Origin of the sequence: Jiella soli (assembly GCF_020615385.1) — a bacterium.
In the GTDB taxonomy this organism is placed as follows: Bacteria; Pseudomonadota; Alphaproteobacteria; order Rhizobiales; family Rhizobiaceae; genus VKMB-3413.
This window is the reverse complement of record NZ_JAJAVB010000039.1, coordinates 151,648-168,471: the sequence shown is the minus strand read 5'-3', so window position 1 is coordinate 168,471 and position 16,824 is coordinate 151,648. Positions and strand designations below refer to the sequence as shown.

Here is a 16,824-nt window from a genome sequence, read left to right as displayed (position 1 = left end):
GTGTCTCCTCCCGTGGATCATGAAGTCAGAGATTCAGCAGCTTCTTGGCATTCTCCTTGAGGATCAGCGGTCTGACCTCCTCACGGATGTCGATCTTGGCGAAGTCCGCCAGCCAACGGTCGGGGGTGATCGCCGGCCAGTCCGATCCGAACAGCATCTTGTGCTTCAGAAGCGTGTTGGCGTAGCGCACCAGGATGGGCGGGAAGTATTTCGGCGACCAGCCGGACATGTCGATGTAGACGTTCGGCTTGTGGGTCGCGACCGACAGCGCCTCCTCCTGCCAGGGAAAGGAGGGGTGGGCGAGGATGATCGGCATGTCCGGAAAGTCGGCGGCGACGTCGTCGAGATAGATGGGATTGGAGTATTTCAGCCGCATCCCCATGCCGCCGCGCATGCCGGCGCCGACCCCGGTCTGGCCGGTGTGGAACAGCGTGATCGCCCCTTCTTCCGCGATCGCCTCGTAGAGCGGATATGCGCTGCGGTCGTTCGGGTAGAAGCCCTGCATCGTCGGGTGGAACTTGAAGCCCCTGACGCCGAACTCCCGCACCAGCCGGCGCGCCTCCCGCGCGCCCGCTCTGCCCTTGGCCGGATCGATCGAGGCGAAGGGGATCATGATGTCGCTGTTTTCGGCCGCGATCTCCGCGACTTCCTCGTTGGAGTAGCGGCGGAACCCGGTCTCGCGCTCGGAATCGACCGGGAAGATCACGCAGCCGATCTTGCGCTCGCGATAGTAGGCCGCTGTCTCCCGCACCGTCGGCAGCATGCCGCTGGCGCCGGCCGGGTTCTTGAAGTACTGCGCCATTCCGGCCTGGAACTCGTCATAGCCGTCGTCGCGAGGCCCGCAGCACGGCTCCTCCGCATGCGTGTGGATGTCGATCGCCGTGAGCTGGTCAAGATCCATCGTCATCAGCCTATAGATCGGTGAGTTTGCGCAGGAGCGCCATGAGCTCGGCCTTCTCGGCCGGCGTCAGCCGCTCCGCGTTGATTTCCTCGAATGCCTGGAAGAAGCCGAGGTTGTTTTCCACGAACTCGTGCCCTTTGGGGGTCAGGCTGAGTTCGACGGAACGCCGGTCGTCGTCGGGAATGGTCCGCTCGACGAGGCCGCGATCCTCCAGCGCCCGGATCAGCTTGGTCATGTGGGCGCGCTTGATCATCAGCCGCTGTGCGAGAACGCCCTGCCGCACGCGGACATTGCGATGCATCACCATCAGCACGGAAAACTCGCCCGGCCTCAGTCCATGGTCGGCTAGGGCGGCGTAGAAATTCTCGAAGTTCTTGACCTGCGCGATGCGCAGCAGGAAGCCGAGCGACGAGGTCAGCGCGCCGAGGTCGAGTGCGTCGGCGGCAAGCGGAGGGGCGAAAACGTCGTCCATGACCTCAATCCGCCTTGGGGATGTTGAGACGGGCCGCCCGCTTCTGGAGAAAGGCGTCGAGCCGCTCGCGGGCCTCGGGACTGGTCGTGGTGAAGGCCGAGACGAAGGATTCCACGAACAGGCCGTCCTCCTTCGCCATGTCCTGGATGCGCGGCAGCGCGTTGATCACCGCGTAGTTCGACAGAGGCGCGTTCTGCGCCGCCGCCTTGGCGAGCTCGGCCGCCTTTTCACGCGCCTTGCCCTTTCCGACGACGTACTGGACGAGGTTCCAGCGCTCCGCCTCCTCGGCCGCGACCACGCGGCCGGTCAGCATCATGTCCGTCATCCGCGCGACGCCCATCAGGCGGGCAGCGCGCACCGAGCCGCCACCGCCGACGAAGATGCCGCGCTGGCCCTCCGGCAGGGCGAAGAATGCGCCGGCGTCGGCGACCCGGATATGGGTCGCGGATGCAAGTTCGAGACCGCCGCCGACCACCGCCCCGTGCAGCGCCGAGATCCAGGGAATGGTGCCGTGCTCGATCTCGCCGAAGACCGCATGCCAGCGCCGCGATCCGCGCACGCCCTCGATCGGCGTTTTGTCGGCATGTTCGGCAAGATCGAGCCCGGCGCAGAAATGATCGCCATGCCCGAAGATTACCGCGGCCTTGGCTTCCTTCTCCGCGCGCATCACCGCGTCATGAAGGGCTTCGACGAAGCGGTCGCTGATTGCATTGCGCTTTTGCGGGCGGTTGAGTCCGACATGGGCCACCTGGTCCTGAAGCTCGTAGGTGACGAAATCCTGGGCTGGTGTGCCGTCCATCGATCCGCTGCTGCTTTCGTTCTGCGCTGCGTTGCGCGTCTTGATGCGCATGGCTGGTCGCGATGTGGAATGTTTCCGGACAATTCTGTTTCCATGTAGACAAAAGCTGCGTGGTGGAGTCAATCTTCCCCATGATGTTTCGCCGCCGGGAGGAGATCGGTGGCGGGACTTCCGGCCAAGAGCCGGCACGGCATCACGTCTGAGGAGGAGACGAATGGCGAAGGCAGGCTTGCGCGAGGTCAAGCTCTGGTCCCCGCGTCTGGCGGTCGAGAGCCGGGAGGACGGCACCATCCTCGTCCGGCAGACCGAACCGCTGGGACCCTATCCGGACAGACTGAACGAGCGGTTGGTGCATTGGGCGGAGACCGCGCCGGACCGGGTCTGGATGGCCGAGCGGCATGCCTCCGGCGCTTGGCGCGAGGTGACCTATCGCGGGGCGCTCGACGCCGTGCGGCGCCTTGGGCAGGCACTGATCGATCGCGGGCTGTCGGTCGAGCGCCCACTGCTGATCCTGTCCGGCAACGATACCGAGCACGCGCTGATGGCGCTCGCCGCCCAGCATGTCGGCGTGCCCTCGGCGGCGGTGTCGACCGCCTATTCGCTGGTCTCGACCGACTACGGCAAGCTGCGCGACATCGCGGGACAGCTGACTCCGGGGCTCGTCTTTACCGCCGATGGGGAGCCGTTCCGGCCGGCGATCGAGGCTGTCTTCGGCCCGGAGGTAGAGGTCGCGGTAACGCGCAACCCGGTCCCCGGGCGCGCCTGCGTGACCTTCGCGGATCTCGCCGCCACCGAGGCGACCGGGGCCGTGGACGACGCCTTCGCGGCTCTCGGTCCCGACACCATCGCCAAATTCCTGTTCACCTCCGGCACCACCGGCAGCCCGAAGGCGGTGATCCAGACCCAGCGCCTCATCTGCTCCAACCAGGAGATGGTCGCCGATTGCTACGCCTTCATGCGGGAGGAACCGCCCGTGGTGGTCGACTGGGCGCCGTGGAACCACACCGCCAGCGGCAACAAGGTCTTCAACCTCGTCCTCTACAATGGCGGCACCTACTATATCGACAGCGGCAAGCCCTCGCCGAGGGGCATGGCGGAGACGATCCGGAACCTGCGCGAGGTCTCGCCCACCTGGTACTTCAACGTGCCGATCGGCTACGAGATGCTGGTCGAGGCGATGGAGCGGGACACAGGTCTGCGGGAGCGCTTCTTCGCGCGCCTCAAGATGATGATGTATGCCGGCGCCGGCATGGCCCAGCACACCTGGGACCGGCTGTCGTCCATGGCCGAGGAAACGATCGGCTCGCGCGTGCTGCTGGCCACCGGTCTCGGCTCGACCGAGACCGGCCCCTTCGCCCTGAAATGCACGCAGGAGCAGGAAAAGGCCGGCAATATCGGCATTCCCGCGCGCGGCGTGACGCTGAAGCTCGTTCCTCATGAAGACAAGCTGGAGGCGCGGGTAAAGGGCCCCGCGATCACGCCGGGCTATTGGCGGCGGCCGGACCTGACGGCGGAGGCGTTCGACGAGGAAGGCTTCTACAAGCTGGGCGATGCCCTGCGTTTCGCCGTCCCCGGCGATGCCGCTGCCGGCTTCTTCTTCGACGGGCGCCTGGCCGAGAATTTCAAGCTCGCCACCGGCACCTGGGTGCCGGTGGGGGACGTCAGAGCCAAGCTGGTCAACGCGCTCGGCGGCCTTGCCCGCGACGCTGCGATCGCCGGGGAGGATCGCGACGAGGTCGGCGCGATCCTGATCCCCTTCATGCCGGCAGTGCGGGGGCTGGTGCCCGAGGAGGCCTCGCTCGACGACGAAAAGGTGCTGTGCCATCCGCGGGTCCGCGAGCGATTGCAGAAACTCCTCGCAGAGCATGCGGCGAAGTCGACCGGCTCGGCGACGCGGGTGATGCGGGCGATCTTCATGGAAGAGGCGCCGTCGCTCGACAAAGGCGAGGTGACCGACAAGGGGTCGATCAACCAGCGGGCTCTCCTGCGTGGGCATCCGGATCTGGTCGAAGCGCTGTACAGCTCCGACGATCCGCGGATCGTCCATGCGCGTCGGCGCGAGGTGGCGGCGTGACGGCTCGCGTCTCGGTGCGCCGTCTTCGTGACGCCATCCGCCGGCAGCCGAGATAGGTCATGGCGGGTTTTCTCGACCAGGCGGGGGACACCGTCCGGCTTCTTGAGGCCACGCCCGGTTGGACCCGCGTCCTCGCCCTTCTGCCCGATCTCGACTCCGAGACGGTCGCCGCAGTGATCGGCGAGGCGGCCAGGACCGCCGAGCGGCTGGTCGCGCCGCTCAATCCTCCGGCCGACCGAACGGGATGCCGGATCGAACAGGGGCGGGTGGTGACGCCGCCCGGCTTTACCGAGGCCTATCGCCGCTTCGCCGCAGACGGCTGGCTCGGGCTGGACATTCCCGCATCCTTCGGTGGACAGGATCTGCCGATCGCGCTTCAGGCGGCGGTGGAGCCGCTGTTCGAGCGCGCCTGTCCGGCCTTCATGATGGCGGCAGGGGCCAGCCGCGCCGCCGCCCATCTCATCGCCGAGACGGCCGATCCGGCCATCGCACAGGATTGGGTGCTCCGCCTTGTCGCAGGCGAATGGGCGGCGACGATCTGCATTTCCGAGCCGGGAGCCGGCTCCGATGTCGGGCGCATTCGCACCCGCGCACGCCGCGAGGGGCGGGTCTGGCGGATCGACGGCGACAAGTGCTGGATCTCCTTCGGCGATCACGACATGGCCAGCCGCATCGGCCATTGCCTCCTCGCCCGCACCAGCGACGCGCCGGGAACGCGCGGCCTCAGCCTGTTCCTGGTCCCCGACCGGCGGGCGGACGGAACCGCCAACGGGGTCGTGCTGCAGCGGATCGAGGAGAAGCTCGGCCTGCACGGCTCGCCGACCTGCGTGCTCGGCTTCGACGGCAGCGAAGCGACGCTGCTCGGAGAGGAAGGGCGCGGTCTGCCGCAGCTCTTCACGATGATCGAGCGCATGCGCCTCCTCACCGGCTGCCAAGGCGCCGGCATCGCCATGGGCAGCCTCGACGTCGCCAGCCGCTATGCCGAGGAGCGTCGGCAGGGCGGCGCGCCGGACCTCGAACCGGCGCCGATCCTCGACCATGCCGATGTGCGCCGGCAGATCCTCGCGATGGAGGCCGAGACCCAAATCCTGATGGCCGCGGTGCTGGAACTCGGCGCGGAGATGGATCTCGCCCGCATCGAGGCGGACGAGACGGCGCGCGCAGAGAACGCGGCCTTCGCCGCCTGGCTTATGCCGATGGTCAAGACCTTCGGTGCCGAAGCCGGCTTCTCCGTCTCCAGCGCCGCGATCCAGGTGCTCGGCGGCGCCGGCTACACGCGCGAATTTCCGGTCGAGCAGGCGCTGCGCGATGCGCGTGTGCTCGCGGTCTACGAGGGCACGACCGGAATGCAGGCGCTCGACTTTCTCGTCCGCCGGCTGTGGCGCGAGGAGGGGCGGGGCCTTTCGGTCTTTCTGAAGCGTGCCCGCGAGGAAGCGGGGCGGGCCGCGATCACCGAGGCTGCATGTGCTCTGCGGACGCTCGACGCCTTCGCGGCACTGTCGCGAGAGGTGGCGGACCTCGCTGCGACGCCGCGGACCGGCGAGGCGATCGCCGACAGCTACATGCGCGCCGCCTGGATCGCGGTCTCGGCGATGATGGCGCTCCGGCTCGTCCTGGCCGATGCTCAGACGGCCGCGTTCGCTGCTATCGGACGGTTTCGGCTGCATGCGATCGAGGAGGAGATGGCCTTGATGGCGGCGCGCTGCCGGCTGACGGCGGATGAGATCGACCGGCGTTTCTCCGACGGCCGATAGATCGAGGCCGTGCCGCTCGGATTAACGCGATTGCCTTCCTCTCTCACGCCCGAGAGACGGTCGCCCGATTGTTCCGCCCCGCGACGAATGCGAGTCCGGGCGATCTGTCTGGGCGCGAGCCGGCGTAGCGGCGCACGCCGCCGGAAGAACCCCATTTGAACCCGTGCTTTACCGGGGTAAGGGTAGGCCTTCCACGGGGATCAAGGAGCGGGCTTGGACGAGGCAGTGCCGCGGCGGACGCGCCGCACCAGTCAGGCGATCAAGATGAGCGACGTCGCGAAGGCCGCCGATGTCTCGCCGTCGACCGTCTCGCTCTTCCTGAGGCAACCGGGCGCCGTTGCCAAGAAGACGGGCGCGGCGATCGAGGCCGCCATCGAGCGTCTCGGCTACGTCCCCAATCTCATGGCCGGCGGTCTGGCGGCGGCCCGTTCGCGCGTCGTCGGCGTCATCGTTCCGTCGATGCGCAACGCCTTCTTTGCCGAGACCGTCTCCGCGCTGCAGGCGATCCTGTGGGATGACGGGTTCCAGATCATGTTCGGCAACACCGATTATGACGAGGAGGCGGAACTGGCGCTCGTGCGGGCCTATCTCTCATGGTCGCCCTCGGCGCTGATCCTGACCGGGCTCCATCATTCGCCGCAGACGCGCAATCTCCTGAAGCACGCCGACTGCCCGGTCGTGGAAATGTGGGAACTGGGCGACGATCCCGTCGATCTCGCCGTCGGTTTTTCGCATGATCAGGCGGGCCGTGCCGCTGCGCATCATCTCATCCGCAAGGGCCGCCGCCGCCTCGCCTTTCTCGGCGCGCGCATGCACGAGGATCGAAGGGCGATGCAGCGGGCGGAAGGCTTCGCGGCCGAGGCGGCGGAAGCGGGCATACAAGCGGAGATCGTCCATCACATCAGGCCGGCGAGCACCGAGGCGGCAGCGACGCTGCTCGCCAAGGCCCTGTCCGAGGATCCCGGCATCGACGGTGTCGCCACGTCGAACGATACGCTGGCGCTGGGTCTTCTCTTCGAGTGCGCGCGGCGCGCGATCACCGTGCCGGAGCGACTTGCGATCGTCGGCTTCGGCGACCTCGAATTCACCGCCTTCAGCAATCCCTCGCTGACCACGATCCGGCCCTTCGGCGACGTGATCGGCGAGGAGATCGCCCGGCTGGTTTCCGGCATCCTGGCAGGCAAGGGGCGCCCTCAGAGCCCTTTCGTCAACACGGGTTTCGTCGTCATCGAGCGCGGCAGCGCCTGAGCGGCGCGGGCTCTCTGGAACTGGCGCGGTCAGTAGGCCGACACGACCTTCTCCGTCTTCCCGCTCGGCTGTCCGCGCAATTCGCCGAGCCAGTCGCGGGCTCGTCCGGTCATCATGGCGATGTCCGAGGCCATGGCGGAGAAGCTGTAGCCATAGTCGAGGAACCGGCGGACCATCGCCGGGTTCGGCCCGACGATCCCGATCGGGATGCCGGCGTCCCGGGCCTCGCGCGCGGCGTGCTGCAGGAGCGCCTGCACCTCGTCATGGCCGATGTCGCCGATATGTCCCATCGCGGCCGAAAGGTCGCCCGGTCCGACGAACAGCGCATCGACGCCGGGGACCGACGCGATCTCCTTCAGGCGCGCCACCGCTTCGGGCGTTTCCAGCTGGACGATGACCATCGTCTCCGCATTCGCCCGGCGCAGATAGTCGGGCAGGGCGCCATAGCGCGAGGCGCGGTGAATGGCGGCAACACCTCGCACGCCCTCCGGCGGATATTTGGCCGACGCGACGGCGCGGGCGGCATCCTCCGCGGTCTCCACGAAGGGAAGCATGATCGTCTGGGCGCCGGCGTCGAGCGCCTTCTTGATCATCACCGCATCGTTCCAGGCGAGGCGCACGACGGGTTCGGCCGGCGTGCAGCCCACGGCCCTCAGGATATCGGGCAGCTGCGCCACCTCGACCGGAACATGCTCCATATCGACGACGACGAAGTCGAAGCCGCAATGACCGATCGCCTCGGAGGGCCCCGGCGCGGCCGACATCAGCCAGGTTCCGAGCGGCGGCATCCGGCGCTCTTCGGTGAGCATGCGGCGGAAGCGGTTGGAAGCGTCAAAGGTCATGAGCGTGCCTTCAGTAGATTGCGGGTTCCGGCAGGTTCCGCACGCCGGAGAGGAAGTCGAAGTCGCAGCCCTGGTGGGCCTGGCTGACATGGCGCTGATAGAGCGCTGCGAAGGAGGTCTCGTAGAGCGGCTTGGGCGGCTCGAGCGCCGCGCGGCGCCGTTCGAGTTCGTCTTCGCCGACCCGCATGTCGAGACGACCCGCCTCCACATCGAGGACGATCGTGTCGCCGGTGCGAAGCAGCGCCAGCGGGCCGCCGACTGCCGATTCCGGCGAGACGTGCAGGATGCAGGTGCCGTAGTGGGTCCCGCTCATGCGTCCGTCGCAGATCCGCACGATGTCCTTGACGCCGCGTTTCAGGAGCGCCTTCGGGATCGGGAGATTGCCCCATTCCGGCATGCCCGGCGCGCCGATCGGCCCGGCATTGCGCAGGACGAGCACGGTGTCCTCGGTGATGTCGAGCTCGGGATCGTCGAGCACCCGCATCATCGTGCCGGGATCGTCGAAGACGAGCGCCGGTCCTTCGTGCTGGAAGAACTTCGGATCGGCGGCCGACGATTTCATGACCGCGCCGTTCGGCGCGAGATTGCCCTTCAGGAGGGCCAGCGTGCGGCCCTTCGACAGCGGCACCGCAGGGTTGTCGAGGCCGCGGATGACGTCGTCGTCATAGCATTCTGCGCCGGCGATCGCCTCTCCGAGCGTCCGGTTCTCGACGGTCCGCGCGTCGAGATGGAGATGGTCCGAGAGCTTGGAGAGAAGCGCGGGCAGGCCGCCGGCGAAGTGGAAGTCCTCCATCAGATGGGTGCCGGCCGGGAAGAGATTGGCGAGCACCGGGATCCGCGCCGACATTTCGGCCATGTCTTCGAGGCCGAGCACGATGCCCGCCCGGCCCGCGAGCGCGATCAAATGGATCGCCGCATTGGTCGAGCCGCCGAGCGCCATATAGGCGGTCAGCCCGTTCATGAAGCTCTCGCGGGTGAGGATGTCGCGCGGCTTCAAATCCTCCCAGACCATGGCGACGATACGCTCCCCGCATAGCGAGGCCATGCGGGGGTGACCCGAATCGACCGCCGGAATCGAGGATGCGCCGGTCAGCGTCAGGCCCATCGCATCGACGATCGAGGTCATCGTGGAGGCCGTGCCCATGGTGTTGCAGGTGCCCGCCGAACGGGTCATCCGGCTTTCGAGGTCGACCCAGTCCTTTTCGGTGATCTCGCCGCGGCGCAGCTTGTCGAAATAGGTCTTGGTGTGGGTGCCGGCGCCGGTCTTGGTTCCCCGCCATTGCCCGTTGGACATCGGGCCGGCCGGACAGAAGATCGCCGGCAGGTTCATCGAGATCGCGCCCATGAGAAGGGCGGGGGTCGACTTGTCGCAGCCGCCGAGCAGCACGCAGCCATCGATCGGGTGGGAGCGCAGGATCTCCTCCGCCTCCATCGCCAGGAAGTTGCGATAGAGCATCGTCGTCGGCTTCACCATCACCTCGCCGACCGAGAGCGCCGGCAGTTCCACGGGATAGCCGCCGGCCTGCCAGACGCCGCGCTTCACCGCCTCGGCGCGGTCGCGCAGATGGGCGTGGCACGGGCTCATTTCGCTCCAGGTGTTGATGATCCCGATCACCGGCTTGCCCATGAACTCCTCGCGCCTCAGCCCCATCTGCTGGGTCCTCTGGCGGTGGGCGAAGCCGCGAATGTCGGCCGAGGCGAACCATCTCTGGCTGCGAAGATCGGAGAGAGGTCTGGTCATGTGCGGATCGTCTTCTGTCTGGAATTCTTGCTGTTCGGCCGCCTGCCGCCTTGCCTCGCTGCCGTCCGGCAGCGGCTCATGCAGTCGGGTCCGGGTGAAGTCCGCCCTCGGAAGCGCCGTCACCACCCTGCGAACATAGAGCACCGAACCCGGACGTTGCGGTCGGCGCCGTGCGCGCTGCCTTGCCGAATGCGTCCGCACCGATGGTTCGGCGGTTCATCGTCGCCATCCAATCGGCGGTTGCGGCAGGGCGCCTCTCGACATCGGTTGCTCCTCCCAGGCTGATGGGAAAATCTCCCGGCCAAGTGTCTAGTTTCGTACCGCTGCGATTTTTTCGTGTCAAAGACTCTTTCTGGTGCGGGACGCTGCAAACTCGCCATGAGAGGTCAAGGGAGCACTGCATTGACGGTTTTCTCTGGCCGGCCTGTCTGTAGCTTGCGTCGTCTCATGAGGCGCCGCGCTCCGAGGAAGCGAGAATGCGCAAGGTTGATCGCATCGCTACGATCTGTTCTAGTGACTTCGGGTCAAGGGAGACGATCCTGCGCCTCGACATCGCTGCCTGGCGGCGAGACAGGACGAATTTGGGAGGAAACGATGAAGACAAGGTCGATCGCACTTGCGCTCGCCATGACGGCGTTCTGCGGAGCCGCCTATGCCCAGACAGTTGAAATGGTCGTTCCGTTCAGTGCCGGTGGCGGCACCGATACGGTGGCGCGGGTGTTCGAGCCCGGCTTTTCCGAAGCGCTCGGCCAGACGGTGGTCATCCGCAACATCGACGGCGCCAGCGGCACGATCGGCGCGGCGGCGGTCGCCGATGCCGCGGCGGACGGCTCGACGGTGGGCTATCTGCCGATCGGCCCCCTGGCGATCCAGCCCTCGCTGCGCGACACGTCCTACAAGCCGGACGACTTCGCCTATATCTGCCAGACCACTTCGACTCCGGTCTTCCTGCTCGCCAAGAAGGATTCCGAGCTTTCGTCCGTTCAGGATTTCGTCGATCGCGGCAAGGATGGCCGGATCGTCTACGGCTCGTCGGGCCCGGGCACGATCCCTCATCTCGCCATGGCCGCCTTCGCCTCCGGCGCAGGGCTCAACGCCGTGCACCTTCCCTTCAAGGGGACCGGTCCGGCGATGAACGCCATGGCCGGCGGCGAGATCGATCTGTTCGTCGACACGGCGACGGTCCTGGAAAACAACGACGTCAAGGCGCTCGCGGTCTTTGCGCCGAAGCGCCTGGAAGCCTATCCGGACATTCCGACCATGGCCGAACTCGGCTACGACCTCGACTTCTCCGTCTGGCAGGGTCTGGTGGCGCCCAAGGGCCTGCCGCAGGAGAAGCTGGCCGCCTTCTCCGATGCCTGCCAGAAGGCGCTCGATGCGGATCGCTTCAAGGAACTGGCCGAGAAGACCAATACGGGCGTCATGTATCGTGGTCCCGAAGAGTTCGCAGCCTTCGTCAAGAAGAACGCGGAGCAGAACCGCGAAATCCTGAAGGACGCCGGTCTCGTCAAGTGAACGGCCGCGTTCTGCTCGGGGCTTCTCCGGGCCGCTTCGGGAGCCGGACCACCGTCAGGGCCTCCTGATGGCTCTGACAGAGGCATGGGGCAGGGCGACGCATCCCATGCCTCTGTCGGCCGAGGCGCCGAACGCGGCCTTGGTCGGTTCGGATCACGCGCGAGCGACGACCTCCGGCCGTCCGACCTGCATTGCGGGTCGGGCGGCCTTCTTCCCACAGCAAACGAAGAACGGCTGATCCGCATGCGGGTCGCCGGCGCATCGGAGCGTTTCCCGTGACGCATGTCCGCTCAAGCCGTTTCCTGATCTCCGCAGGCTTCACCCTCGTCGGCGTCGTCTTCCTGGTGGCCGCCTTTGCCGGGGGTGGCGCAGGCAGCGGGAATCTGGCGGCGGGCGACACGCCGGACGCGCTGCCGCGCATCCTCCTCTTCGCCTGGGTGGGGCTCGGCCTCGCGGATCTGGTGCGGCAGCTGTTCGCCGGCCGGGGCAGGGCGGAAGTGGCCGATGGCGGCGTGGCCGGCGAGACCGCGCAATCGGGCGTGCTTGGCGTCATGGCGCTGGCGCTGCTGCTTGCGGTCGCAATTGTCTTTGCGGGCTATCTCGTGCCCGTCCTCGTCGTGCTGCCGCTTCTCCTCTACGCGACGGGCACGCGCAGCCCGTTCGCCTTCCTTCTGTCCTTCCTCGTTCTCGGGCCCGGGCTCTGGTTCCTGTTCCAGCACGTGCTCGAGATCCGTCTTCCCAGCCTTCTGCCGGGTGGTCTCTTGTGATGATCGACTTCGCCTTTCTCGCCGAGGCCCTCTCGCCGGCGACCCTTCTTGCCATCCTCGTCGGCACGACGCTCGGCGTCGTCATCGGAGCGCTGCCCGGCCTCGGCTCGGTCGTGGGGTTGTCGATCTGCCTGCCCTTCACCTTCGGGATGGACACGGTTCCGAGCCTGGCGCTGCTTCTCGGGGTCTATTGCGGCTCGGTCTATGGCGGCTCGATCTCGGCAATCCTCATCAATTCGCCGGGCACGCCGCAATCGGCCGCCACCATGCTCGACGGCTATCCGATGGCGCAGCGCGGCGAGGCGGGGATGGCGCTCGGCTGGGCGACGGTGTCCTCGGTCATCGGTGGCCTGATCTCCTGCGTCGTCCTGATCCTCGCCGCCCCGCAGCTCGCGCGTTTCGCCACGCGCTTCGGCTCGGTGGAGATCTTCGCGCTGATCCTGCTCGCGCTGACCTGCATCGCCGCCGTCTCGCGCGGCAGCATGATCAAGGGCCTCGCCATGGGCGCGGCCGGCCTGTTCATCTCGTTGATCGGCACGGATCCCGTCACGGGCGCGGCCCGGTTCACCTTCGACATCGAGTTCCTGACCGCCGGTCTCGACCTGATTTCCGTCGTCATCGGGCTGTTCGCATTGTCCGAAGCGTTCCTGCGCCTGGCGTCGCGTCACGGCGGCGCGCCGGTCGTCGCCAATGCGCGCCTCGTCATCCCGCCTCTGGCGGCCTGGCGGGGGCGGATCGTCAATCTCCTGCGCAGTTCCTTCATCGGCTGCCTGATCGGAGCCCTGCCGGGAACGGGCGCCGCCACCGCCGCCTTCATCAGCTACGCCTCCGCGAAACAGGCCTCGCCGCGCCGGGACGAATTCGGCAAGGGCGAGCCGGACGGGCTGATCGCCGCGGAATCGGCCAACAACGCGGTGACCGGCAGCGCGATGATCCCGACGCTCGCCCTCGGCATTCCGGGCGACGTCGTGACCGCCATCCTTCTCTCGGCCATGGTCGTCCACGGCATCACGCCGGGCGTCCGGCTGATGAGCGAGCATCTCGACGTCGTCAACGCGATCTTCGTCGTCCTGATCATCGTCAACATCGTGATGCTGATCGTCGCCTTCCCAATCGTGCGGGCCTTCGGCAAGATCCTGTCGATCCCGGAGCCGATCATCATGGTCGGCGTCGTCGTCTTCTCGCTCATCGGTGCGGTCACCGTCCGCGGCAATGCGCTGGACGGGGTCGTGGCGATGCTCTTCGGAGTGGTAGGCTACGGCCTGCGGCTCGGCGGCTTCCCGCTCGCGCCCTTCGTCATCGGGCTGGTTCTGGGGCCGCAGTTCGAGCAGAACCTGAGGCGGGGCCTGCTCCTGAACGACGGCGACATATTGCAGTTTCCCACCGCGAGTTGGATCTCGGCGACGATCTTCGCGGTCATTGCCCTGCTCTTCGTCGCCAACGCGGCCAGAGGTATCGTCGCGGGGCTGAGGGCACGGCCTGAGGCAGCCGACACCTGACAGGCGAGGGACGATGAGCCCGCCGGAGCACTCGCCACGCCGCGTCGACTATCCGGCAAATCGTCGCGATGAAGCCGACAATGAGGCGATGGGCGTGATCGACCTACGCCCCGTCCGGCAGTCTTTCGAGGCGGCAACGCGCCGGGAGCCAGCGCTTCAGATCTGGTCGGCTTCCAGGATGCCCGGCGTCTGCGACGCGTTGGTGCTGATCATGGCACGGATCTGCGGGTCGACGTCGCTCGCATCGAACATGCCGACCTGTCTGAGGGCACGGCGATAGTCCACCTGCGCCCCGAGATATTCTAGCAGCACCAGCGATGCCGCCGGCTTGCGGCCGCGCTTGGTCGGGCCGCCCGTCTGCACGCCGACGAGATAGTCGATGCGCGTCTGATAGCTCGGATAGAGCAGCAACTGGGTGATCGAGCTTGCCATGAAGGTCTCGTGCTCGATGATGTGGAGGCGCTCGCCGAGCAGGAAGGCGGCTCCCTCGTATTTCGAGATCGTGCGCCCGCCGCGTCCCTCGTCGATGATCTCGAGGTTCTTCCAGAAGAAATTGTCGTTCTCGGAACTCAGGGTGGCGAAGGACTTGATGATCTTGCCGGGATGGCTGAACGCGAAGAAATACCGGTAGTAGCAGCCGAGATAGCGCTGCAGGCTGCCGGATTCGCGGAACAGGGTCTCGACCAGTCTCAGGGGCCGGCCGGCCGTCTGTTCCAGGGTCGAACCCCTGCGCAGCGAGAAAAGCTCGGCAAACCGCGGCGGCTCGTAGAGAAGCTCCGACTCCGTCACGCCGAAGAAGTCGCAGATCTTGCGCATGTTGTGCCGCGACGGCCGCACCTGCCCGGCGAGGTATTTGTTGAATTGCTGGCGATTGACGTCGATGCGCCGACAGACATGGGCGACGGAGGGATAAAGGCTGCAGGCATAGGCGAGATTGGTCGGAATGGGTGCTGCGGCTGACATGCCGCTAACGCTACCTGACGCAGTTTCCGGGTCAAGTCGATAAGGGATGCGAAATTGAACGGTGCCCGGCGATCGGGTCTCTAGCAGTCAGCAACCGCCAGCGGCTCAAGGACTGCATCCCATGAAAACCGTCACCGAATTCCCCTTTGCCGTCCGCGAGGTCGAGCATTTCGAGATCGTGATGCCCGACGGCTGCCGCCTGGCCGCCCGGATGTGGCTGCCTGACAATGCGGATGCGGAGCCGGTGCCGGCCATTCTCGAATACATTCCCTATCGCAAGAACGACGGGACGCTTGCGCGGGACATGGTGAGCGCCCGCTACGTCGCGGGTCACGGCTATGCCTATGTCCGGCTAGACCTTCGCGGAACCGGCGATTCCGAGGGCGTGATGCTCGACGAGTACACGCAGCAGGAACTCGACGATGGCTGCGATGCCATCGCCTGGATCGCCTCGCAGCCCTGGTGCGACGGTAATATCGGCATGATCGGGATATCCTGGGGTGGCTTCAACGGGCTGCAGATCGCCGCCATGCAGCCGCCGGCGCTGAAGGCCGTCATCACCTGCTGCTCCACCGACGACCGCTATGCCGACGACATCCACTACATGGGCGGGACCTTCCTGATCGACCAGATTTCCTGGGCCTCGGTGATGTTCGCGGGCAATACGCTGCCGCCAGATCCCCGCAATGTCGGTGAGCGCTGGCGGAAGGACTGGCTGCGCCGCCTCGACGAGAGCGGATTGTGGCTGGAGACCTGGCTCCGGCACCAGCGGCGCGACGCCTTCTGGCAGCACGGGTCGATCTGCGAGGACTACGCGGCGGTCAAGGTCCCGGTCTACGCGGTCAGCGGCTGGGCCGACGGCTATTGCCGTTCGGTGTTCAGGCTGCTCGAGAACCTGTCTGGACCGACCAAGGGGCTGATCGGACCCTGGGCGCACAAATATCCCAATCTCGGCGTTCCCGGACCGGCGATCGGATTCCTGCAGGAAGAGCTGCGCTGGTGGGACCAGTGGCTGAAGAGGCGCGAGACCGGCATCATGGACGAGCCGCCGCTGCGCCTGTTCATGCAGGATCACGCGGCACCGGCCGGCAGCTATCGCGAGCGGGCAGGGCGCTGGATCGCCGAGCCCTCCTGGCCCTCCCCGAACGTCGCGCGGACGCCGTTCCGTCTGACGCAGGACGGGCGGCTCCGGCTAGAAGCCGACGAGGCAAGAAATTCCGAAGCGGCCAACGCGCATGAAGGCGGCCTGGATGTCTCCTCACCGCTTCGCGTCGGTCTCGGTGGCGGCAAGTGGTGCTCCTACGCGGTGCCGGGCGACCAGCCCGTCGATCAGCGGGAAGACGATTCCGGAAGTCTCGTCTTCGAGACGGCGCCGCTGGGCGACGCGCTGGAGATCGCGGGCGACGCCGCGTTGGACCTGTCGTTCAGGAGCGACCGTCCCGTTGCCATCGTCGCCGTGAGGCTTTCCGACGTCGCGCCGGACGGATCGGCGACCCGCGTGTCATACGGGCTTTTCAACCTGACCCATCGCAACGGCCACGACGCGCCTGAGTCCCTGGAGCCGGGGCGGAGCTATCTCGTCCGCATCCCCTTCAAGCCGGTCGCCCAGAGCTTCCGTCCCGGGCATCGCCTGCGGCTTTCGATCTCGACGACTTATTTCCCGCTGGCCTGGCCGGCGCCCGAGCCCGTGCGGCTCACCGTCGATCCCGCAAAATCGAGCCTGGACCTTCCCGTCCGCGATTGCGGTGCGCAGGATTTCGGTCTTCCCGATTTCGGCGAACCCGAAGGTGCGGAGCCGCTGGCCGTGGAGTGGATCGCCGAGCCGACTTCGAGTTGGCGCGTCATCGAGGATCTGGCCGAGGGCGCAACCCGCGTCGAGATCGTCGAGGACGATGGCACAGCCAGGATCATCGGCAACGATCTGACGGTCACGCAGCGTGCCGAAGAGACCTATGGCTTCTCCGGAAACGACTACCGGTCGGTCATGGGGGAGACGCTGCGGACCTGTGCCATGCAGCGGGGCGACTGGTCGGTTCGGTCGCGGACCTGGATGAAGGTCACGTCGACGGAAGAGCATTTCGTCATCGAGGCGAAACTCGAGGCATGGGAAGGCGAGGAGCCGGTCCGAACCCAGGAATGGTCGACGCGGGTGGAGCGCGACCTCGTCTGACTTCGCAATATGACGCACCATTGGGTTCATGAATTTCATGCTGCGAAATTGATAGCGCAGCCGACGTCGCCTCTTATCG

Annotated in this window: 13 protein-coding genes; 7 read left to right on the top strand and 6 right to left on the bottom strand. The window is 66.7% G+C overall.

The features are described 5' to 3' along the window. Positions 1-25 precede the first annotated feature (25 nt). From LH400_RS23530 to LH400_RS23520, 3 genes are read right to left on the bottom strand one after another with little or no spacing between them, the layout of a single operon-like run. Positions 26-901: an amidohydrolase family protein gene (locus LH400_RS23530; RefSeq protein WP_229155901.1), complete on the bottom strand. Its 876-nt coding sequence runs from the start codon at positions 899-901 to the stop codon at positions 26-28. 10 nt (positions 902-911) lie between these two features. Further along, positions 912-1,373: a MarR family winged helix-turn-helix transcriptional regulator gene (locus LH400_RS23525; RefSeq protein WP_229155900.1), complete on the bottom strand. Its 462-nt coding sequence runs from the start codon at positions 1,371-1,373 to the stop codon at positions 912-914. A 4-nt stretch (positions 1,374-1,377) separates the two neighbouring features. Further along, positions 1,378-2,172 carry a crotonase/enoyl-CoA hydratase family protein gene (locus LH400_RS23520; protein WP_229155973.1) on the bottom strand — a complete coding sequence of 265 codons (795 nt, stop codon included), beginning with the start codon at positions 2,170-2,172 and terminating at the stop codon, positions 1,378-1,380. Between the two features lie 214 nt (positions 2,173-2,386). On the opposite strand from LH400_RS23520, the gene LH400_RS23515 reads away from it, so the two are divergent. The 3 genes from LH400_RS23515 to LH400_RS23505 all read left to right on the top strand — a co-directional run bounded on the left by LH400_RS23515 (position 2,387) and on the right by LH400_RS23505 (position 7,248). After that, positions 2,387-4,246, top strand: coding sequence for a feruloyl-CoA synthase (locus tag LH400_RS23515; RefSeq protein ID WP_229155899.1), 1,860 nt, complete (start codon positions 2,387-2,389; stop codon positions 4,244-4,246). Between the two features lie 59 nt (positions 4,247-4,305). Then, positions 4,306-6,000, top strand: a complete 1,695-nt coding sequence (locus LH400_RS23510) for an acyl-CoA dehydrogenase family protein (protein WP_229155898.1) — start codon at positions 4,306-4,308, stop codon at positions 5,998-6,000. A 213-nt stretch (positions 6,001-6,213) separates the two neighbouring features. Beyond that, positions 6,214-7,248, top strand: a complete 1,035-nt coding sequence (locus LH400_RS23505; protein WP_229155897.1) for a LacI family DNA-binding transcriptional regulator — start codon at positions 6,214-6,216, stop codon at positions 7,246-7,248. A gap of 29 nt (positions 7,249-7,277) precedes the next feature. Here the strand turns inward: LH400_RS23505 and LH400_RS23500 are convergent, their stop codons facing one another. After that, positions 7,278-8,090, bottom strand: a complete 813-nt coding sequence (locus LH400_RS23500) for an HpcH/HpaI aldolase family protein (RefSeq protein ID WP_229155896.1) — start codon at positions 8,088-8,090, stop codon at positions 7,278-7,280. A gap of 10 nt (positions 8,091-8,100) precedes the next feature. Beyond that, positions 8,101-9,831: an L-arabinonate dehydratase gene (araD, locus tag LH400_RS23495; RefSeq protein WP_229155895.1), complete on the bottom strand. Its 1,731-nt coding sequence runs from the start codon at positions 9,829-9,831 to the stop codon at positions 8,101-8,103. A 594-nt stretch (positions 9,832-10,425) separates the two neighbouring features. Here araD and LH400_RS23490 point away from each other — a divergent pair. The 3 genes from LH400_RS23490 (at position 10,426) to LH400_RS23480 (ending at position 13,612) form a co-directional block, all read left to right on the top strand. Continuing rightward, a complete protein-coding gene (locus LH400_RS23490; RefSeq protein WP_229155894.1) occupies positions 10,426-11,346 on the top strand; it encodes a Bug family tripartite tricarboxylate transporter substrate binding protein in 921 nt (306 codons plus the stop codon). Positions 11,347-11,621: 275 nt separating this feature from the next. Next, positions 11,622-12,113, top strand: coding sequence for a tripartite tricarboxylate transporter TctB family protein (locus LH400_RS23485; protein WP_229155893.1), 492 nt, complete (start codon positions 11,622-11,624; stop codon positions 12,111-12,113). Beyond that, on the top strand, positions 12,113-13,612 hold the full coding sequence (locus LH400_RS23480) for a tripartite tricarboxylate transporter permease (protein ID WP_229155892.1): 1,500 nt from the start codon (positions 12,113-12,115) through the stop codon (positions 13,610-13,612). The genes LH400_RS23485 and LH400_RS23480 overlap by 1 nt, the downstream gene beginning before the upstream one ends. A gap of 156 nt (positions 13,613-13,768) precedes the next feature. On the opposite strand, the gene LH400_RS23475 is transcribed toward LH400_RS23480, so the two are convergent. Further along, positions 13,769-14,575 (bottom strand): helix-turn-helix domain-containing protein, encoded by an 807-nt coding sequence (locus LH400_RS23475; RefSeq protein WP_229155891.1) that lies wholly within the window; start codon positions 14,573-14,575, stop codon positions 13,769-13,771. A gap of 121 nt (positions 14,576-14,696) precedes the next feature. On the opposite strand from LH400_RS23475, the gene LH400_RS23470 reads away from it, so the two are divergent. Beyond that, positions 14,697-16,745, top strand: coding sequence for a CocE/NonD family hydrolase (locus tag LH400_RS23470; protein ID WP_229155890.1), 2,049 nt, complete (start codon positions 14,697-14,699; stop codon positions 16,743-16,745). The last annotated feature ends 79 nt before the right edge of the window (positions 16,746-16,824 follow it).